This is a genomic window from Actinoplanes sp. DH11 (assembly GCF_020873875.1).
Classification (GTDB): domain Bacteria; phylum Actinomycetota; class Actinomycetes; order Mycobacteriales; family Micromonosporaceae; genus Actinoplanes.
This window is the reverse complement of record NZ_JAHWGU010000002.1, coordinates 308,574-330,774: the sequence shown is the minus strand read 5'-3', so window position 1 is coordinate 330,774 and position 22,201 is coordinate 308,574. Positions and strand designations below refer to the sequence as shown.

Sequence of the window (22,201 nt, the reverse complement as noted above, 5' to 3'; positions counted from 1 at the left end):
GTAGGAGCTCCGGCGCTGGCGAAGCCCGGCCCGGAGGACGTGCATCTGAGCCCGGCCGTCGAGAAACTCGACAACGACGGGCGTGAGGTGCGGGGGATCCCGCGCCCCGTCGCCCCGTTGCCGGAGGCACAGGTTCCGGCGCCGGTCTGGCCGGCCGCCGGCAGCAAAGTCGCAACCTCGCCCGCAGGGGTCAGCCGGTCCCAGCGGACCGCAGCCGCCGCCACGACGGTCACCGCCACCGTCGTCGACCGGCAGTCAGTTCCGCAACGGTGGCGTGGCGGTGTGGTCGCCGAGGTCGAGGCGAGCACACCGACCACGGCGTCGGTCACCATGGACTATGCGGCGTTCAAGTACGCCTACGGCGGCGACTGGGCCTCGCGGCTGAAACTGTGGCACCTGCCCGGCTGCGCGCTGACCACGCCCGACAAGGCCGGCTGTGACGCCACCGCACTGCCCTCGCGCAACGACCTGTCCGCCCGGACCGTGACCGCCGAGGTCCCGGTGACGAAGTCGCCCACGGCCGGCGCGACCGCGCTCGTCGCACTGGCGGCCGCGCCGTCCGGCTCCGGTGGCGACTTCTCGGCCACGCCGCTGTCGGCGTCGTCGAGCTGGTCGGCCGGCGGGTCGACCGGTGACTTCAATTGGACCTACCCGATGCGGACCCCGTCCGGCATCAACGGGCCCCAGCCGAGCCTGTCGCTGTCGTACTCGTCATCCGGCGTCGACGGCCGCTCGTCGGCGACCAACAACCAGCCGTCCTGGCTGGGGGAGGGCTTCGAGTTCTCCCCGGGTTACATCGAGCGGCGGTACGTCAGCTGCGACGAGGACACGGCCGGGGACGACAACAATCCGGCCCACTCGGTCGATCAGTGCTGGCGGACCGACAACGCGTTCCTGTCGTTCAGCGGTGCCAGTTCGGAGCTGATCCACGAGGAGGGCAAGGGCTGGCACCCGCTGTCGGAGAACGGCTCCAAGGTCGAGCGGCTGCCCGGCGCCGGGAACGACGACGCGAACGGCGAACACTGGAAGGTCACCACTCCGGACGGCACCCAGTACTTCTTCGGCCGCAACAGCCTGCCCGGGCAGAGCAGCAAGACCAACTCGGCGTGGACGCTGCCGGTGTACTCCAACCACGCGGGCGAACCGGGCCACGCCGACACGTTCAGCGCCTCCCGCCACACCCGGGCCTGGCGGTGGAACCTCGACTACGTCATCGACACCAACGGCAACACCCTCTCGTACTGGTACGACACGGAGGAGAACCAGTACGCGGCCGAAGGCGACGAGAGCAAGAACCTGCCGTACGTGCGGGGCGGCACCCTCAGCCGCATCGACTACGGCACCTGGGAGCGTGGCGCCGACCGCTCCGTGACCGCCCGCGCCCAGGTCCTGTTCACCACCGGCGACCGTTGCGACAGCGACTGCGGCACCCACGACGGCAAGCACTGGCCCGACACCCCGTGGGACCAGGAGTGCAAGCTGACGGCGACCTCCTGCGACAACTTCTCGCCGACGTTCTGGTCCACCAAACGCCTGGCCAAGGTCACCACCAGGATCTGGGACACCCGGGTCAGCCCCGCCAAGTGGCAGGATGTCGACTCGTACACCCTCAAGCATGATTTCCCGCCGCCGGAGGAAGGCCACCAGGGCGGGCTGTGGCTGAGCTCGATCGTGCACACCGGCCACGCCGGCGGCACGATCACCATGCCGGAAGTCACCCTCGAGCCGAAACCGATGGCGAACCGGGTGCTGACGATGAACAGCGCCGCCAACTACTGGAACCGGCTGGAACGAATCCAGACCGAGACCGGCGCGGTCACCCAGGTGCACTACTCCAGCACGGACTGCTCCGCGGGCAACCTGCCGGCATCTCCGCAGAACAACACCCGGCTGTGTTACCCGGTGCTCGGGCCCGACCCGGACAACCCCACCGGTGCTCCGAAGGTCGAGTGGTGGCACAAGTACGTCGTACGCATGGTGTCGCAGACCGACGTGCAGATCGAGGGCAACCACCAGTCCCCGACCGTCAACACCCACTACACCTATGAGGGCACGCCGGCGTGGCACTACGCCGACGACGACGGCCTCAGCAAGCCCAAATACAAGACCTGGAACCAGTTCCGCGGCTACCGGACCGTCGCCACCCGGGTCGGTGACAGCAACCAGACGCTGACCAGGACCACCTACCTGCGCGGCATGCACGGCGACCGCGCCGGCCCGTCCGGCGGGACCCGTGACGTCACCGTTCCCGCATCTCTCGGTACCGAGACCGTGTACGACGAGGACCAGTTCGCCGGCATGGTCCGCGAGCAGACCGTCTACAACGGCGTCGACACCCATCCGGTCAGCACCACCGTCAACGTGCCCTGGCGCTCCGGCGCGAAGGCGACCCGCACCGTCAACGGGGACACCGCCACCGCCCGCTACGTCAACACCAGGACCACCTACACCGGAACCGCGCTCGGCGCCGGTGCCAGCCGGGGCTGGCGCGTCACCAGCATTGAGAACACCTTCGACGAGTACGGCCTGCTCAGTGAAGTCCAGAACAACGGCGACCACGCTGCCGGCGGCGACGAGAAGTGCACCACCACGACGTACAACCGCAACACCGACAAGAACCTGATCGCGCTGCCGAGCCGGGTCACCACCACGGCACTGCCCTGCGGGACCGCGCCGACGGCGCCCGAACACGTCGTCGACGACGCGCTCACCTTCTACGACGGCGCGACAAGCGCCGGCACCGCGCCGGCCAAGGGCAACCTGACGCGCACCGACCTGCTCAACGGCTGGACCGCTGCCGGCGGCACCGCCTGGCGCACCAGCGGCAAGGCCACCTTCGACGACTTCGGCCGGCAGGAGACCGAGACCGACGCGCGCGGCAACACGGTCACCACCAAGTACCTCCCGGCCACCAGCCTGGTCACGCAGAAGACCCAGACCACCAATCTGGGCTGGGAGACCACGACCGACATCAACCCGGCCTGGGCCGCACCCACCAAGATCAAGGACCACAACAACCGGATCACCGAGGTCACCTACGACGCGCTCGGCCGCACCGCCGCCGTCTGGGATCCCGGCTGGAAACGCGTCCTGGAGACCACACCGCCGTCGACGAGGTTCACCTACGTCTTCGACGCCGGCCGCGGCAGCTACCCGTACGTCAAGACCGAGAAACTCAACGCCGCCGGTGGCACCGACGTCTCGTACGCCATCTACGACGGCCTGCTGCGTCCCCGCCAGTCCCAGTCCGCAGCCGTCAAGGGCGGCGCCGACAACGGCGCCGGCCGGGTGGTCACCGACACCCACTACGACGCCTGGGGTCGCGCCTACATGGCCTTCGGCGCACACACCGAACCCGGCGCACCGTCCGGCACCCTGTGGTGGGAACCGGAATGGTCGGTGTTCAAGCAGGACGTCTCCGTGTTCGACCGTGCCGGACGCATAGTCGAGAGCATCTTCCGGGCCGGCGACGGTGTGACGAACCTCGTCGACAAGTGGCGCACCACCACCACGTACGAGGGTGACCGCATCACCGTCGTCCCGCCCAAGGGCGGAACCCCGACCACCACCATCACCGACGCGCTCGGACGGACCTCGGAGCTGCGCCAGTACACCACTGCCGCCGGGATCGGCGGCGCCCACCAGAGCACCTGGTACGAGCACAACGCCAAGGACCAGCTCACCAAGGTCACCGACCACCTCAAGAACGAGTGGGCCTACACCTACGACATCCTCGGTCGCCAGATCCAGGCGGTCGACCCGGACAGCGGCACCACCAAGAATGAGTACGACCAGTTCGGTGACCTGATCAAGACGACCGACGGGCGGGGCGAAGTCCTCGCCTACGACTACGACGACCTGGGCCGCAAACTCGCCGTCTACGACGACAGCGTCGTCGCCGCCAACAAGCGTGCCGAGTGGAAGTACGACACCCTCGCCAACGGCACCGTCTCGCGGGGGTCGCTGACCCAGTCGATCCGCTACGACATCGCCGCCGACGGCACCCGCCAGCCCTACAAGTGGCAGGCACTGTTGATCAACAGCCGCAACCAGGTCACCGGCGACCAGTGGAACATCCCGCCGAACGAGACCGGCCTCGGTGGCACCTACGTCTACTCACACGGCTTCTCGTCCTACAACGGTTCCCCGACCACCCTCGCCTACCCGGCCGGTGGTGGTCAGGTCACCGAAACCGTCACCACGAAGTACGGCGCGGACCACGGCCTGCCCACGGGCATGGAAACCAACCTGCCCAACGTGAACACGTACGTCACGGCTCAGACGTACACCGGTTTCGGTGAACCGTCCACCACCCAGATGTGGACCAGCGGTGGCGAATACACCGAACAGTCGTTCGACTACGAGACCGACACCCGCCGGCTCAAGAACGTGCAGGTCAAGCCCAGCAAGGCCGCGGGTAACGTAGTCAATCGCACCTACAGCTACCAGCCCAGCGGCAACATCGAGTCGATCACCGACGCACCGAAGGTCGGTCAGGCCGACAAACAGTGCTTCGCCTACGACGGCTTGTCCCGGCTGGCCTCCGCCTGGACGCCGGCGTCGACCGCGAGCTGCGGGACCGCGCCGACCGTCGCCACCCTCGCCGGTCCGGCGCCGTACTGGATCGACTGGACCGTCAACGAGATCGGCAACCGCACCAGCGAGACCACCCACACCGCCGCCGGTGACACCGTCCGGACCTACACGTCGCCCGCGTCCGGCAAGGGATCCGTCCGCCCGCACGCCGTCACCTCCATGACCACCAAGCTGGCCGGTCAGACGACCAGCACCGCCAGCAACTACACCTACGACCTCGGCGGCAACACCAAGACCCGGCCCGGACAGACCCTTACCTGGGACTCCGAAGGCCGGCTTGCCAAGGTCGTCGAAGGAACCAAGACCACCACCAACCTGTACGACGCCGACGGCACCCGCCTCATCCGCCGCGACAGCACCGGCACGACCCTCTACCTGCCCGGCATGGAGCTGCGCCGGACGGTCTCCGGCACCACCAGCAGCGTCGCCGGAATCCGGTACTACAGCTTCAACGGCGCCGTCATCGCCTCCCGTACCACCGCGGTGAACGGGCTGACCTGGCTGTTCACCGACCACCAGGGCACACAACAGACCGCCGTCAACGCCGCGAGCCAGCAGGTGACCAGTCGGCGGCAGACCCCGTACGGAGGCGTCCGCGGCACCAATGCGGCATGGCCCAATCCCAAGGGCTTCGTAGGCGGCGACACCGAACCGACGGGACTGACCCACATCGGGGCCCGTCAGTACGACAACGTCCTCGGGCGATTCATCTCCGTCGACCCGATCCAGGACCTGACCGATCCGCAGCAGTGGAACGCCTACGCGTACGCCAACAACAGCCCCATCACCATGAGTGACCCCACCGGTTTGCGGGGCGACGACCTGTTCTACGGGCCCACCGGCGCCCAGCAGATGGAGCAGCCCGGCGTAACCGGCGGCACGTCCAACATCCCCGACACGGGCGGCAGCCCGAACGGCGGCGGTGGCAACGGCGGTGGCAACGGCGGTGGCGGTGGAGGCGGCGGCGCCTCAGGTGGTGGCGGCGGCGGTGGAGGCGCACAGGCCGTCCACGCCCCGCCCAAGAAGGAAGGTTTCTGGCAGCGCGCCTCCAGGTGGGGCTCCCAGAACCTCAACAACATCATCGGCGTGGGCGTCGGCATCGCCACCTTCACCACCTGCACCGCTCTGACCGCCGGTGCCGGAACGCTGGGTTGCATGGCAGTCGCCGGCGCCGCCGGCACCATGACCACCGACTACCTCGACGGCAACATCCACAGCGCCAACGACCTGGCCAAATCCGCAATCGTCGGCGGTATCACCGGTGTCCTGGGTGTGCCGCTGGCCGCCGCGGACATGGTCACGCAAAGCCAAGCAGTCGTCGACAACATCAAAGAAGGCGACTACCTGGAGGCCGCGGGGCACGGCGCACTGGGCGCGCTGGATGCCGTTTCGGTCGTCGCCGGCGGCCGGGGATTCGCCAAGGCCTCCTGCAAGGGGCACAGCTTCGTCCCCGGAACGCTCGTGCTCATGGGCGACGGCACCACCAAGCCCATCGAGGACATCGAGGTCGGCGATCAGGTCACCGCAACCGACCCGGAAACCGGCAAGACCCGCGCCGAACCGGTCACCGAACTGCACAACAACCTCGACGAGAAGTTCGTCGACCTGACGGTCACCCTTCCCAGCGGCGCCAGCGCCGTCGTGCAAACCACCCACAACCACCCGTTCTGGGACCGCACCACCCGTCAGTGGACCGACGCTGACAGCCTCAAGACCGGCCACCAGCTGCAGACCACCGAGTCGGCCCCGGTCACCGTCGCCGGCAAGCGCACGTTCACCGGATCCCAGTGGATGCGCGACCTCACCGTGGCCAACGTCCACACGTACTATGTGCTCGCCGGCACCACCCCGGTCCTCGTCCACAACTGCGGTGGAATCGTTTACCGAGCTCTGGCTAAGGGGGAGGACCCCTCTGTGGGACTCTTTGCGCGTGATCCAGCGGCTGTTGGCGTGTCGCCGTTGTCCCACGTGGCCGGCAAAAAGGCAACGCCTTGGATCTCGACAACAAAGTCTCGTAGCGTGGCATTCGACAAATACGATCAGGGGTACGGTGTTGTTGCCATTGACACTCGGATGGCGATGAGGGTCGAAGACATTTCCAATGGCCCATTCCCGAGCAGTAGGCGACACAGTTCGTATGCGAGAAAAGACCAGGAAGTTCTGATCTTTCAAAATGTTCCGCCGGAGGCCATTGTTGGCCACTGGCCCGGAAGGTAGGAGTTGTTTATGCAGGTCAGCGATGAATTGTTGGCTTCCCTTGATGATGCTTGGGATGAGGATGAAGGTTTCCTGGGGAAACTTCGTGCCGGCGTCTTCGATGAGATTGGCGGCGTAGCGTACGTCGCCCTCCTGCGTAGCATTCCACCGATCGGCGAAACAGTGGAATCGGAACTTGTCAAGCTAATTTGGTTCGCACCCCAATTTGTGACCTGGCAGATTGAACGGGCAACGAGGGGAGAGGCTGAAGCAGCACGACTGCGACGAGTCGCTGACCAAATACATGAGGCGGTGGCGGATGTCCTGGGAATTCCGTAACTCTTACTCTCCGCGTGAACCTGTAGTTCAACCCGAACCGGACTGTGCGTGGACGCGTCGACGCAGGCGGGAGCCCGAACTCCTCCCGTCGGTGCGTGATCGTTCACCTGTAGGCGTTCGAGTGCGTCCCGGTTGCTGTCACGGTTGATGTCAGATGATCACTACTATTCATTAGTATCGATGATAGTCAGGATGGCGCTGTCGGCTCTGGCTGCTCGATGGTGTCCGTCAGTGCATCGCGTGGCAGGGCCGCCCGCACCGGCAACCTCGACGCCGCCCGCGCCATCCTCGACCACATCGACACCACCGCCGTCGACGACGGCTCCGTTCGGCTGCAACGGCGCATCACCGCCGTCGAACACCTCATCGACCGCCGCCGAGACTCGTGGCGAGAGCGGCGCGGCCATCTTCGGAGGGTCTTCGTCCGATCCGGGGATGCCAGTCACACATGAAATGATTGTGAATGGGAAGGTTCCGGCGCCTGGTGGGGCAACGCTCGCGGCTGCCAAGCAAATTTTCCCGTTCCAATGTAACTGCGGCTGAGTGGGGGGGGAGGTACGGTGCACTGTTTCCGGCTCGGTGGTCACCGACTCGAGATAGAACGTGCCTCCCTCATTGTGGAGTCGCCACGGTTCATTATAGGAAGTGGCGTGGTGGCACTGGGACCTTACTCGGACCGGGTGCAGCATGAACGATTCGTATTGGAAACTGCGGGTAGTGTCGACTGGTTTTCAACGGTAGAAGTCGACGAATTCCGTTTCGATGTCGAATCCGGCCTGCTCAGAGGCGTAGCCCTTCGAGTGCCGGAGCATACTGTTTCGGCTGGCAGATGTGCAGAGGGCTTGACCCAGGTCGAAGAGCTAAGAGGCGCTCCGAGGCTGATCGACATTGCGAACTTCCAAGTTCCGTCAACAGCGTCTCGGTTGTTCGAACAGGGTGCCTTGATGTGTCTGACAGAGGGATCAGACCAGGGATCCAAGGACCCTGTGTGGGTAAATATTGCGCCAGGGTTGTCTTTGTTAATTGTCGGTGGAGATTACGCAGGATGGCGCCTGAAGGACGCTGCGTCGGCGCTGGAAGATTCCGATAATCATCCACCGCGCGCAGAGATTGATGACGAGCTCGTCAGGGGTTTGGAGGAATATTTAGAGCTGACATCCTTCCCGTATTCGGATCGAATCTTCGACGCTGACCTGGGCGTGCGGGAAAAGCTCGAAGGAATATCTCAAAGGCTGCGGGTCGATGTGGGCGAAAATCGGCGTCGCGAAATCCTTGTCGCGCAGATAGACAGGCTGATCATGGACTGGTATTAGCCGTGCGGCAGTTGATGCAGGTTGCACGCGACCAATCGCGGCCGTCTGGATCTCATGTCGAGGCGGCTAAGGTCGATCAGCATCTGTCAGGGGGACCGTCAGCTGACGGCTCGTCGGCCGCGACCTGCACCAGCGCACCCGCCTACAGCGGGGGTGATCTACGCCCCCGCGTGCGGTGGTGGCGGGCCGGGTGCGCCACACTGCCTCTGGCGGGTGAGAGGGAGGTCGCTGTGAGCGGGATCGAGGCGCTGGGCCGGCTGCTGCGGCAGTCGCACCATGCCCGGCCGGACGACCTTCCGCAGATGGCGATGCGGGCTGCGCCGCTGGTCGGTGCCACCGCCATGGTTCTCTACCTGGTCGATCATCGGCAGCGGGAGTTGTTGCCGCTGGTGGGTGGGGATGCTCCGGCCCGGGAGTCGTTCCTGGTCGACGGGACCTTTGCGGGGCGCGCTTTCACCACGGTCACCGCGTGTGTGAGTGACACCGAGGCCGACGGCGTACGGCTGTGGTTGCCTCTCATCAACGGCGCGGAACGGCTCGGTGTGCTGGAGGTGGTCCTGGCCGGTCCGGTGGTGGAGCCGGTCGTGGAGGACTGTGCGACGGTCGCGGCGCTGCTGGCCGAGTTGCTGGTGACCCGGGACCTCTACAGCGACACCATCGAACGGCTGCGCCGGCGGGAGCCGATGCGCCTGGCCGCGGAGATGCTGCGTGCCCAGTTGCCGCCGCTGACGTTCTCCACCGGGCATCTGATGATCAGCGGGGTGCTGGAACCGTGCTACGACGTCGGCGGTGACGCGTTCGACTATGCCGTCAACGGCGACATCGCGCACCTGGCGCTCTTCGACGCCGTCGGGCACGGTTCGGCCGGTGGGATGCGGGCCGTCATGCTGGCTTCGCTGGCGCTGGCGGCCTACCGCAACGCCCGCCGCGCCGGCTTCGACCTGGTCGGCACCTATCACCACATCGACCGCGCCGTGCACGACCATGACCGGCGGGGGCTGATCACCGCGGCTCTGGCCGAACTCGACCAGCGCACCGGTGTGCTGCGGGTGATCTCCGCGGGACACCCTGGCGGTGTGGTCATCCGCCACGGCAAAGCGGTGAAGGTGCTGCCCACCCCGACGGCCCTGCCGGTCGCTCTCGGTCACCACCGGCCGCCGGTCGTGGTCGAGGAGTCGCTGGAGCCGGGCGACCACGTGCTGCTCTACACCGACGGGATCATCGAGGCACGCTCCGCCAAGGGCGTGTCGTTCGGCATCGACCGGCTCGTCGACTTCACGGTCAAGGCGATCGCCGACCGGCTGCCGTTGCCCGAGACGGCCCGCAGGCTGGTCCACGCCATCCTGGACCACCAGGAGGACCACCTGCAGGACGACGCCACCGTGCTGCTCGCCCAGTGGATCAGCCCGGCACCGGCCCGTTCCGACACGGAGCTGCCGGAAGCCCCGAACCGGGCACCCCACGACGTGGCGGGCTGATCGCGCAGCGATCCCGGCCACCGCGGCATGCGCCGGGAACGTCCGCAGTGTGCGCCGGGCACGTTGCGTCCGGCCTCAGCACCGCAGCCCCCGATCTGCCGCCCATACCGAGATGTTGATCTGCTAGCAGTACGAAATCGCTGTGATCATGGGGTTGAAACCGCGATTTCGCATCGCTAGCAGATCAACAACGCCACGCGAACCCACCGCAGGGCGCTGCGCTGGTCACTCATTGACCGCCGGGGAACCGAGGGCGGGTAAGACCACGCCGCACCCGTGGGCGTCGGCGGGCGCGAACGGCAACGCGAACGCCACCGCGCCGTCGCCGGCCGGATCGGCGACCCACCCGCAGGATTAGCGATGCGAGCAAGCCGGCGGCCAGCCTGCGCCCTGCCTGGCGGCGTATGGCGGTCGGCCTGGCGGCGTACGCGATCCGGCCCGGCGGCGTACGAGCGAAGCGGGTCCACCCTGAACGGCGAGCCTCGGTGCTCTCGCCGACTTACGGCGGCGGCTCGGTGCGGGTGCGCGCCGCTGGGGAACCGCCGGCAGCCGGCGATGTCCTCCGATCGGTGCGGATGCTGGATGGTTGTGACGATGCACGATTCGATGCACGTGCAGACGGGTAGGGCCGAGAGGGAGCCGACCGCCATGGCCGAGGAGGATTCATGACGCAGGCGTACTCCGGCGATCGCGGCGGTCCCACCGCCCTGCGCATGCGGGTGGGTGCTCGCCTGCGCCGGTACCGGCTCGCCCGGCAGATCTCGCGCGAGGACGCCGGCTGGCACATCAGGGCCTCGGAATCCAAGATCAGCAGAATGGAGCTGGGCCGGGTGCCGTTCAAGGAACGCGACGTCGCCGACCTGCTCACGCTGTACGGGGTGGACGGTGCCGAACGGCAGGAACTGCTGACCCTGGTCCGGCAGGCGAACGCGCCCGCCTGGTGGCAGTCGCTGGCGGACGTCGTACCGCCGTGGTCCACCGCCTTTCTCGGCCTCGAGCAGGCCGCGTCCTTGATCCGTACCTATGACCTGCACTTCGTCCCGGCCCTGTTGCAGACCCCGGAGTACGCCCGCGCGCTGCTGGAGATGTCCTGCGCCGCGCCCCCGGAGGAGCTCGACAGGCGGGTGCACCTGCGGCAGTTACGGCAGCGCGTGTTGCGGGGGACGAGCCCGGCGGTGCTGTGGGCGGCGGTGGACGAGGCGGCGCTGCACCGCGAACTCGGCGGCCCGGAGGTCATGCGGCGGCAGCTGGAGGCGCTCGCGGAGGCCTGCCGGGCACCGAACATCCGGCTGCACATCGGCTCGTTCCGGGTGGACGCGCTGGCCACCGCCGCGGTGCCGTTCACGCTGCTGCGCTTCGCCGAGCCGGAGCTGCCGGACACCGTCTACCTGGAACAGCCGACCGGCGCGACCTATGTGGACCGGCCGGTCGATGTGGAGCAGTACACCCTCGCAGTGGACCGTGCCTGCGCCGGGGCGACCCCACCGGATCGCGCGGCGTCGGTGATCGAGGAGGTCCTGCGCACGTACGCCGCCCTCGCGATGCCGTAGCGACTCGCGGTGTCGTAGCAAATCAGCCGATCGTCGGCCCCCGTCACCCGATCTTCCACATTCTCCACCGTCGTGCATATGCACGTGCAGCGGCACTTGATTCTGCTAGTGCAAAAGCACACCCTTGGACACGAAGCGAACCGCTGGACGAGGGGACGGGGTCATGGACAGGAACCGCGGTCCCGAGCGGCCGGCGAGCCAGTTCGACGAGAAGGACTACTGCTTCGGCAGCGGGCCACTGTGGCTGCGGGTCGAACGCGTCGACTGGAAGAGCCCGGTGCAATTCCACGACGACGTCTGGTACGAGGTGGACGGCGTCGAAGTCAGCTCCACCGGCCGGCACATCGGCCGCCGCCGCGTCCTGATCCGGGCCCAGCGCCTGACGATGCTGCCCTCCAACAGTCGCCCGTGACGGCCCGGCACGCCGGCCGGTGCGACGGCAGGGTGACGAGGGCACCGAGGCCCGCCGGGTTGCACGGCCGACCGAAAGTTCAATCATTGATCATCAAGGTGAAGTAGCAGACTCCAAAGTGCACGGACGTGCCACCGCAGGGACGGCGGAGGTTCACCGGCGGCCTCCATAGTTCCTGCCGCACCGTCTCCTACCGGAAACCCGGTTCATGTCTGCTCCTGCACTCGCCGCCGCCGCACCCGGCGCACCGGCACCGCTTCTGTCCTTCCTCGAACACCACGCCACCGTCCGGCCCGGTCACCCCGCGGTCGTCGAGGGCGCGGAGGTCACCACCTACGCCGACCTGTACGCCCGGGCCCACGCCCTGGCCGCCCGGTTACGGGCCGCCGGGCTCGGCCGCGGCGACGTGGTCGGCCTGGCCGCCGAGCGTGGCACCGGCACCGTACTGGCGATGCTGGGCATCCTGCTCGCCGACGCGGCGTTCGTGCCCCTCGACGCGGCGGACCCGCCCGACCGGCTGCGCCGGATCGCCGAGGGCGCGGGCGTCACCACCGTCGTGGCGGGCCCCGGCCGGCAGGCGCCGTTCGCCGCGGCCGGACTCACCTGCCTGACACCGGCGGGCGGGAGCACCGGGCCCGAGGTGGCAGTGCCCCCGGAGGCGACCGGTCAGGACACCGCCTACGTGATCCACACGTCGGGGACCTCGGGACGACCCAAGGGTGTGGCCGTGTCGCGGGCCGCCCTGGCGCACTTCTGCCGGGTCGACGCGGCCGGTTACCGGTACACCCCGGACGACCGGGTGCTGCAGTTCGTCTCGATCGCCTTCGACGCCAGCATCGAGGAGATCCTCCCGCCGCTGACGGCCGGTGCCACGGTGGTGATCCGTGACGACGCGATGATCTCGTCGGTGGCCGGGTTCCTGCAGCGGTGTGCGGACCGGGAACTGACGGTGCTGCATCTGCCGACCGCGTTCTGGCACGAACTGGTGGACGCGGTGACACGCGACGCGATCCCGATGCCACCCCGGCTGCGGCTGGTGACCATGGGCGGCGAGGCCGTCCGGCCCGAACGGGTGGCCGCGTGGCGGGCGCTGCCGGCAGCCGCCGGGATCCGGGTCGTGAACGCCTACGGGCCGACCGAGACCACGATCGTGTGCACCTGGGACGAGCTGGCCGGCCCCGACGCCGAGCCGGAGGTCCCGGGACAGTCGGTGATCGGCCGGCCGTTGCCCGGTGTGGTCACCCGGATCCTGGGCCCCGACGGCACCGACGTCACACCCGGCGAGGCGGGGGAGTTGCTGATCGGCGGTCCCACGGTCGCGATCGGCTACGTCGGCCAGGACGAACTGACCGCCCAGCGGTTCCGCACCCTCGACGACGGGGTGCGCTACTACCGCACCGGTGACCGGGTACGCCGGCTCGGCGACGGCCGGCTGGTCTATCTGGGCCGCATCGACCGGCAGGTCAAGGTACGCGGCTTCCGGGTGGAGCCGGCGGAGGTCGAACGCGCGCTGATCGGCCATCCGGACGTCCGTGACGCCGTGGTGCACTACGACGGCGAACGCCAGATCCTGCTGGGATTCCTGCTGGTCGGTGACGCGACAAGCGACCTCGCCGGGGTGCGTGAGCACGCCGCGACGACCCTGCCGTGGTACGCGGTGCCGACGACGCTCGTACCGGTGACAACCTTTCCCCGCACCGACCGTGACAAGGTCGACGTGGCCGCCCTGGCCGCGCTCGCCGCGCCGCGGGAGACCCTCGGCGCCCGGTACGCGTCGGAGCAGGAACAGGCGCTGGCCGACATCGTCAAGGATGTTCTCGGGCGTCGGCCGGCCCCGGACGACGTGCTGCCCGACCTGGGTCTGCACTCGCTGGCCGCGGTCCAGGTGCTCTCCCGGCTGCAGCGCCGGTTCGGCGTCCGGATCACCGTGGCCGACCTCTACGCGCACCCCACGGTCGCGAGCCTGGCCACGCTCGTGCCGGCAGTCCCGGTGCCGGCCGGCGTCACCGGTGAAGTCACCGCGTCCGGACCCCCGGCCCTGACCGACTTCCAGCGCGACGCCTGGCTCGGCGAGCAACTGCTGCCCGGCACCCCGATGAACACCCTCGGCATCAGGTACCGGATCACCGGGGCCGGTGGGCCCGACGAGATCGTGGCGGCCGTGCGGCACCTGCCGCAGCGCCACGACGCCCTGCGCGCACGGGTGCTCGACGGCGACACCGGCCCGGTGCTGGCCGGCGGCGATGTCCCGGCCGTGCCGGTCGAGGTGCACGACCTGAGCGGTCTCGCCCCGGCCGATCGTGCGGCGCGGGCCGAGCGTCTGGCCGGCGAGCGGGGTCGCACGGTCTTCGACCTGGCACGCGGGCCGCTGCTGGCGGCCACCGTCCTGGCCACCGGCCCCGGTGAGTGCGAGCTGGTGCTGGCCGTCCACCACGCCGTCTTCGACGGCTGGTCGGCGGCCGTGGTGGCCGAGGACCTCGCCGCGCTGCTCGCCGGCGACGAGCTGCCGGTTGCGGCGAGTTACGCCGGGCATCTGCACGCCGAGCAGGCCCTGGCCGGATCTCCGGAACGGGACAGGCTGCACGCCCACTGGGCGCGGCGGTTGCGGGGCATGGACACCGGTGTGGAGCTGCCCGCCGACCGGGCACGTCCCGCGGTGCGGTCCTTTGCCGGTGCCAAACTGGCCCGCGCGCTGCCCGGCGACCTGCTCACCGGGGTTCGCGAGCTGGCTGCCGAGAACGGCAGCACACCGTACGCGGTGGTGCTCGCCGCGGTGCAGACCCTGATCCGGCGCCAGACCGGGCACACCGACATCACCGTGCTGAGCCCGGTGGCCCACCGCACCGACCCGGAGCGGGAGTCCACCGTCGGCGCCTTCATCACGGTGCTGCCGATGCGCACCGACCTCGCCGGCGACCCCGACTTCCGCACGGTGCTGCACCGCGCGACCGGGACCGCCCGCGACGCGCTCAGCCACGACGACCTGCCGCTGGGCGCGATCGTGCGGGCGGCCGGAGTGCCGCCGCGCGCCGACCGCAGCCCGCTGACGCAGATCATGCTCATCGTCCAGAACACGCCGCCCGCCCGGGCCACCCGGGGACCGGTGACGGTGTCGCACGTCGGTGACACCCATCCGGGCATGACGAAACTGGACCTGACGATCACCGTCGACCTGGTCCGTGAGACACCGGAGCTGACCGCCGAGTACGCCACCGAACTGTTCGAACGGGTCACCGTGGAACGGCTGCTCGACCAGCTGGTGTGCCTGCTCCAGGCCGCCGTGACGAACCCCGGCACCGCGATAGACCGGCTGGACGTCCTGCCCGCGCCGCAGCGGCGGGAACTGCTCGGCGCGCCCGAACCCGCACCCGAGCCCGGCGCCGAGCCCGCACCCGTGGTGCAGCACGCCGTCCGGGACCGTGCCGTCGTGGCGCCGGCCGCCGCGGCGGTCACCTGCGGCACCGGCACCTGGTCGTACGGTGAGCTCGACGCCACCGCGAACCGGATCGCGGCGGCGCTGACCGCCGGTGGCGCCGGCACCGGCGACCGGGTTGGCATCTGCCTGCCCCGGGGACCGCTGGCGATCGCCGCGGTCCTGGGCGTGTGGCGGGCCGGCGCGGCGTTCGTCCCGCTCGACCCGGACTACCCGGCCGGCCGGCTCGCCCACATGATCGGCGACAGCGCGGCCCGGGTCGTGCTCACCGGGGGCGGCGACACCCCCGCCCTGCCCGAGAGCACCGCGACCCTCGACTGCACCGCGCTGCCGGACGCGCCACCGCCACCGGACGACGCCGTCGGCGGCGACCGGCCGGCCTACGTGCTCTACACCTCCGGCACCACCGGACAACCCAAGGGCGTGGTGGTCACCCACGGCAACCTCCGGGCCGCGGCGGCGATGTGGCGTACGGCCTACGAGCTGACGAGCACCGACGTGCACCTGCAGGCGGCGAGTTTCTCCTTCGACGTGTTCGTCGGCGAGACGGTCCGGGCGTTGTCCACCGGCGCGCACCTGGTCGTCTGTCCCCGCGAGACGCTGCTGGACCCGGCCGCTCTGCGCACCCTGCTCGACGAGCACCGGGTGACTGTCGCCGAACTGGTCCCCGCGGTGCTGCGCCGGCTGGTGGAGCACTGCGAGGCCGCCGGTGCCGGGCTGCCCGGGCTGCGGCTGCTCGCCGGCGGGGCGGACCGCTGGTACGTGCACGAGTACCGCCGGGCCCGGGCGCTGCTCGGCCCGCACGCGCGGGTGGTGAACTCCTACGGCGTCACGGAGGCGACCGTCGACAACGCCTACTTCGACGGCCCGGCCGACGACCTGCCGCCGGGCGCGGCCCTGCCGATCGGCCGGCCGTACCCGGGCAACCGGCTGTACGTGCTGGACGCCCACGGGGAACCGGTGCCGTACGGCGTGACCGGCGAACTCTGGATCGGCGGCCCCGGCGTGGCCGCGGGCTACCACCGACGGCCCGAGCTGACCGCCCAGCGGTTCCGGCCGGACCCGTTCACCGACGTCCCGCACGCCCGGATGTACCGCACCGGGGACACCGTGCGCCGCCGTGCCGACGGTGTCCTGGAGTTCCTCGGCCGGGCCGACGACCAGGTGAAGATCAACGGGCACCGCATCGAGCTCGGTGAGGTGGAGACGGCGCTGGCCGCGCTGCCCGGCGTCCGGGCCGCCGCGGTCGCGGTGCGCGCCGACCGGGCCGGCACCGCCCGGCTGGCCGGGTACGTGGTGCCGGACGGCTCGGCCGATCCGCCGGACCTGGAACGGCTGCGGCGGCGGCTGCACGACGCTCTGCCGCACTACGCCGTGCCTGCGGCGCTGGTGGCCCTGCCCGCCCTGCCGATGTCACCGAACGGCAAGCTGGACCGCGCCGCCCTGCCGGCGCCACCGCAGACCACCGCGGCGGCGGCCGGCGACGAACCGCGCACCGAGCTGCAACGCCGGCTCGCCGAGGTGTGGGCCGCCGAGCTGGGTGTCGGCACGGTCGCCCTCGACGACGACTTCTTCGCCCTCGGCGGCGACTCGTTCACCGCGCTGCGGCTGGTCCGGGCGCTGGAGCCGGTCACCGGTGCCCGGGTGGCGCTGCTCGACCTGTACCGCACCGCCACCGTGCGCCGGCTGGCCGAGCACCTCACCGCCCCGCCGGACCCGGACGCGGCCGGCGGTCGCCTGCTGCACCGGCTCACCCCCGAGCGGGCCGCCCCGGCGGCGACGCTGGTGTGCGTGCCGTACTCCGGTGGCGGTGCGATCGCGTTCGAGCCGCTGGCGTCGGCGTTGCCCGCCGACTGGGCGCTGTACGCCCTGCAGAGCCCCGGCCACGACGCGAGCCGCCCGGACGAGCCGCTGCTGCCCGGCGCGGAGATCGTCCGGCGCTGCCTCGACGAGTTGGCCGCGGTACCCGGCCCGCTGTACCTCTACGGCCACTGCCACGGCTCGGCGATCGCCGTCGAGCTGGCCCGGCGGCTCGAGGAGTCCGGGCGTGACGTCGCCGGACTCGTGATCGGCGCCGGGTTCCCGGTGGCCCGGCTGCCCGGACGGATCTTCGACTGGGCGTACCGGAAACTGCCGGTGAACCGGCTCGTCTCGGACCGCGAGTACCTGGAGTTCCTGCGCGCCCGGGGCGGGTTCACCGACGTGGCCGACGAACCCGAGCAGGCCTGGGTGCTGCGAGCGGTCCGGCACGACGTGCGGGACACCGAGGAGTACTTCACCCGTACGCTTCAGGAAGATCTCCCGCCGTTGCGGGCCCCCATCCTCAGCGTGGTCGGTGACCGTGACCGGGTCACCGAGTTGTACCCGGAACGCTTCCGGGAATGGGAGCACTTCGGCCCGGACGTGAGCCTCGCCGTGCTGCCGAAGGCCGGGCACTTCTTCCTCAAGCACCAGGCCGCCGAGCTGGCGCAGCACATCGTCCGGTGGGCCGGCGGCGCCGATCCGGAACCGGTCCCGGCAGCGCCCTCGGCAGCGCCGACCGGCCCGGCGGGCCCGCAGCCCAGCCTGGGCCGGTTCGCCGCGGTCGCCGCCGGCCAATTCGTGTCCATGGTCGGCAGCAGCCTCAGCCAGCTGGTCCTCAGCCTCTGGGTGTATCAGCAGACCGGGCGGATCACCGACTTCGCGTTCGTCACCGCTGTCGCGCTGCTGCCCGGCATCCTGGCCGGTCCGCTCGCCGGTGCGGTCGCCGACCGGTACGACCGGCGCCTGGTCATGCTGGCCTCGGACGGCGCCGCCGGCCTGTCCACCATCGCGCTCATCGCGTTGCTGAGCGGTGGCGACCTGCGGATGTGGCACGTCTACCTGCTGTGCGCGCTCACCTCGCTGGCCACCGCGTTCCAACGCCCCGCCTACCTGGCGGCGATGGCGCAACTGGTGCCGAAACCGTTCCTGGGTCACGCCACCGGGATCGGCCAGCTCGGTGTGGGTGCGGGCGCGCTGTTCGCACCGATGCTGGTGGCCGGCCTGCTGGGCGTGCTCAGCACCCCGCAACTGCTGCTCGTCGATGCGGCGACGTTCGCGGTCGCCGCCGTCACCCTGCTGCTGGTGCGCTTCCCCGACCGGTTGTTCCGCCGCCGGGAGGAGACCGTCGGCGCCCAGATCCGCAACGGCTGGCGGTACGTGGCACGCCGGCCCGGCCTGACCGCCGCGCTGCGGTTCTTCGTCGTCGACCACCTCATCTACACCATCGGCTTCGCGCTGATCACCCCGCTGATCCTGATCGAGCACGACGTCGCCACGCTCGGCCTGGTCCTGACCGCCGGCGGTGTCGGCGCCCTGGTCGGCGGGCTGGTGATGAGCGTGTGGGGCGGCACCCGCCGCCGGGCCACCGGGATGATCGCTTTCATGGGGGTCAGCAGCCTCGCCCTGACCGCCGTCGGCCTGACCAGCGAACCGTGGCTGATGATGGCCGGCATGTTCGGCCTGTCGGCCACCGAATCGCTCATCAACGGCCACTGGATCGCGCTGGTGCAGACCAAGGTGGGCCTGGAGCTGCAGGGCCGGGTGCTGGCCATCTTCATCACCGCGATGAACCTGACCATGCCGATCGGGTACGTGCTGGTCGGCCCGCTCGCCGACCGGCTGTTCCGCGACGCGCTGCAACCCGGCGCCCCGCTGGCCGGCACCGCCGGGGCCGTGCTGGGCACCGGACCGGGCCGCGGCCTGGCACTTGTCGTCGTCGTCAGCGGTGTGCTGCTGATCGGCTGGACCCTGCGCGGCTGGTACAACCCGCGCCTGCGGCTGCTCGAGGACGTGCTGCCCGACGCCGTGCCGGACGCGGAGATCGGCACTCGTGACGAACTGCAGCGGCAGGCCGACGCCCGCCTGACCGCCGCCTGACGCCTCACCGTAATCGTCCAACCCTCCACAGAGGAGAACTGTGTCCGAGAACAACGCCACCACATCCCCGGTGAGCTCCTACAACGAGTGGGACCCGCTCGAAGAGGTCATCGTCGGTGTGATGGACGGCGCCGCCGTACCGGAATGGGATGTGGCAGTCGAAGCCACCATGCCGGCCCGCTCCGAAAAGCTCTTCCGCGCCTCGGCGGGCCAGGCCTGGCCCGCCGAGCACGCCGCGGCCGCCGTCGCCGAGCTGGACGGCTTCGCGAGGACGCTCACCGAGCTCGGTGTGCGGGTGGTCCGGCCGGACGCCGTGGACCACCGCCGCCCGTTCGCCACGCCGAACTGGCGCAGCCCCGGCGGCCTGTACAGCGCGATGCCCCGCGACCTGCTGCTGGTCGTGGGCGACACCATCATCGAGGCGCCGATGGCGTGGCGGTCCCGGTACTTCGAGATCGACGCGTACCGCAACCTGCTCACCGACTACTTCCGGCGCGGCGCCCGCTGGATCAGCGCGCCCAAGCCGCAGCTCACCGACGACATCTACGACGCCGGGTACGACACCGAGCGGCCGTACGAGTCGGGCCGGTACCTGACCACCGAGTTCGAGCCCACGTTCGACGCGGCCGACTTCATCCGCTGCGGCACCGACATCTTCGCCCAGCGCAGCCACGTCACCAACCAGCTCGGCATCGACTGGGTCGCCCGGCACATCGGCGGTGAGTACACCGTGCACGTGATCGACGTGACGGACCCGTCGCCGATGCACATCGACGCCTCGTTCATGCCGCTGGCGCCCGGCAAACTGCTGCTCAACCCGAACCGGGTGAAGTCGGTGCCGGCCATGTTCGACTCCTGGGACATCCGGTTCGCCCCGGACCCGGCGCTGCCGCGCGACCACGAGCTCTACATGTCCAGCGCCTGGGTCAGCATGAACGTGATCATGCTCGACGAGCGGCGGGTGGTGGTCGAGGCCGGCGAGCAGCCGCTGATCGACATGTTCGCCGACTGGGACATGGAGCCGGTGCCCGTGCCGTTCCGCAACGTCATGCGCTTCGGGGGATGCTTCCACTGCGTCACCGCGGACGTCCGGCGGCGCGGCACCCTGCGCTCGTACTTCTGATCGGCGTGACCGGGGCCCGGGAACGGTGTCGTATCCGACATGCCCGCCCGGCCCCGGTTGCCGCAGCCGCGGCCATGGTTCTGTCGATGGCAATTCATGGTCCTTCATGTGCTGTTCACGTCTGTCCTAGTTGATCTATCTAATGTGTAATGCGTAGGGTTCACGTTGATCCCGACCGGATTCGCAACGTGATTGTCGGCGCCCACCAGAAGCCAGGAGTACCAAACAATGACCAATCCTTTCGATGACGAGCAGGGAAGATTTCTCGTGCTGGCCAACGAGGAGGGTCAGCACTCGCTGTGGCCGCATTTCGTTGACGTTCCCGCAGGCTGGAGTGTTGTGCACGGGGAGAGCGACCGGGCCGCGTGCCTGGAATTCATCGAGCGAACCTGGACCGACATGCGACCGAAAAGCCTTGTCGAAGCGATGGATCACGTCAGTTCCTGACGTGGTCGGAATCACTGAAAAGGCCTCCGGAAAGTCGGAGGTAATGGCTTGCGGCGCCTGTGTGCGCCGTTAGCCGTGCACCGTGGAAAGGGCCGTCGTGAGCGACCTTCAGTTGGACCTGCTGCACCCGTCGCTCGCCGACGACGACCTGACGTCGATGAACTTCCTCAACGAGATCGCACTCCGCTACCCGGACGCCGTCTCCTTCGCGGCCGGCCGGCCTCTCGACGATCACTTCTCCGCCGTGGACGTGCACCGCTGGCTGGATCTCTTCCTGGCTCGCGGCGGCGGCTCGGCGTCCACGCTGTTCCAGTACGGGCCCACCAAGGGGATCATCGGTGATCTGATCGCCGAGCACCTGCGGGTCGACGAGCGCATCACGGCCGCACCGGAGGCCGTCATGGTCACCGTGGGCTGCCAGGAGGCGATTCACCTGGTGCTGCGCGCGCTGCGGCGCGACGACCGCGACGTGGTGCTCGCGGTGGCACCCACCTATGTCGGGTTCACCGGTGCGGCCAGGACACTCGACCTGCCGGTCGTCGAGGTGCGCGACGGCGCCGACGGCATCGACCTGGCGGACCTCGCGGCCACCGTACGGCGGTTGCGCGACCAGGGCCTGCGACCGCGCGCCTGTTACGTGATGCCGGACTTCGCGAACCCGTCCGGGCGCAGCATGGACACCGAGCTGCGCCGCCGCCTCCTGCATGCCGCCGCCGAACTGGACCTGTTGCTGCTGGAGGACAACGCCTACGGCTTCTTCGGCGGGACCGGACCGGCGCGGCCGACCCTCAAGGCGCTCGACGAGGAACGCCGTGTCGTCTACCTCGGCTCGTTCGCCAAGACCATCCTGCCGGGTCTGCGGATCGGTTACCTGGTGGCCGATCAGGTGGTCAGCGCGCCCGGCGTCACCCGGACCCTGTTCGCCGACGAACTCGCGAAACTCAAGAGCGTCGTCACGGTGAACACCGCACCACTCGCGCAGGCCGTGGCCGGTGGCCGATTGATCGAATGCGGCTTCCGTCTGCGCGCGGCCGGCGAGCCGCAGGCCGCCACCTACCGGCGCAACCGTGCGCAGATGCTGGCCGGGCTGGCCCGGCGCTTCGGCGGGCCCGGCTCCGGTTCCCGGGTCACCTGGAACAGCCCGGACGGCGGCTTCTTCCTCGTCTGCGACGTGCCCATGGTCGTCGACGACGCACTGCTGGAAACCGCCGCCGCCGATTACGGCGTGATCTTCACCCCGATGTCGTACTTCATGCGCGGCGGTGGCTCCGACCACCAGCTGCGGCTCTCGTTCAGCCGGGTCACCCCCGCCGAGATCGAGACCGGCCTGGACCGCCTCGCGGCCCTGGTCAGCGAACGCTGACGCGGGCCACCACCCCCCGGGCACGGTTCTCGTTCCCGCTGACATCGGTTT

General features: G+C 69.6%; 10 protein-coding genes and 1 pseudogene. All 11 read left to right on the top strand.

All coding sequences use genetic code 11. The features are described from left to right. The first annotated feature begins 39 nt into the window (after positions 1-39). The 11 genes and pseudogenes from LPA41_RS04475 to LPA41_RS04425 all read left to right on the top strand — a co-directional run bounded on the left by LPA41_RS04475 (position 40) and on the right by LPA41_RS04425 (position 22,150). Complete coding sequence (locus tag LPA41_RS04475; RefSeq protein WP_229068507.1) at positions 40-6,813, top strand: polymorphic toxin-type HINT domain-containing protein; 6,774 nt, start codon at positions 40-42, stop codon at positions 6,811-6,813. 9 nt (positions 6,814-6,822) lie between these two features. After that, positions 6,823-7,131: a hypothetical protein gene (locus LPA41_RS04470; protein WP_229068505.1), complete on the top strand. Its 309-nt coding sequence runs from the start codon at positions 6,823-6,825 to the stop codon at positions 7,129-7,131. Between the two features lie 251 nt (positions 7,132-7,382). Further along, a pseudogene (locus tag LPA41_RS04465) lies at positions 7,383-7,583 on the top strand (hypothetical protein); the annotation flags it as partial. A 198-nt stretch (positions 7,584-7,781) separates the two neighbouring features. Beyond that, positions 7,782-8,444 carry a hypothetical protein gene (locus tag LPA41_RS04460; RefSeq protein WP_229068503.1) on the top strand — a complete coding sequence of 221 codons (663 nt, stop codon included), beginning with the start codon at positions 7,782-7,784 and terminating at the stop codon, positions 8,442-8,444. A 230-nt stretch (positions 8,445-8,674) separates the two neighbouring features. Next, the gene (locus LPA41_RS04455) at positions 8,675-9,922 is read left to right on the top strand and encodes a PP2C family protein-serine/threonine phosphatase (protein ID WP_229068501.1); all 1,248 of its coding nucleotides are present in this window, start codon (positions 8,675-8,677) and stop codon (positions 9,920-9,922) included. A gap of 665 nt (positions 9,923-10,587) precedes the next feature. Continuing rightward, positions 10,588-11,472, top strand: coding sequence for a helix-turn-helix transcriptional regulator (locus tag LPA41_RS04450; RefSeq protein WP_229068499.1), 885 nt, complete (start codon positions 10,588-10,590; stop codon positions 11,470-11,472). Between the two features lie 163 nt (positions 11,473-11,635). Next, a complete protein-coding gene (locus tag LPA41_RS04445) occupies positions 11,636-11,884 on the top strand; it encodes a hypothetical protein (protein ID WP_229068497.1) in 249 nt (82 codons plus the stop codon). Positions 11,885-12,092: 208 nt separating this feature from the next. Continuing rightward, positions 12,093-19,217, top strand: a complete 7,125-nt coding sequence (locus LPA41_RS04440; protein WP_229068494.1) for a non-ribosomal peptide synthetase/MFS transporter — start codon at positions 12,093-12,095, stop codon at positions 19,215-19,217. A gap of 40 nt (positions 19,218-19,257) precedes the next feature. Beyond that, entirely contained in the window at positions 19,258-20,340 is a 1,083-nt protein-coding gene (locus LPA41_RS04435) for an amidinotransferase (RefSeq protein WP_229068493.1), read from the top strand. 228 nt (positions 20,341-20,568) lie between these two features. Continuing rightward, positions 20,569-20,787: an MbtH family protein gene (locus tag LPA41_RS04430; RefSeq protein ID WP_229068491.1), complete on the top strand. Its 219-nt coding sequence runs from the start codon at positions 20,569-20,571 to the stop codon at positions 20,785-20,787. Between the two features lie 97 nt (positions 20,788-20,884). After that, positions 20,885-22,150 carry a PLP-dependent aminotransferase family protein gene (locus LPA41_RS04425; protein WP_229068489.1) on the top strand — a complete coding sequence of 422 codons (1,266 nt, stop codon included), beginning with the start codon at positions 20,885-20,887 and terminating at the stop codon, positions 22,148-22,150. Positions 22,151-22,201 lie beyond the last annotated feature (51 nt).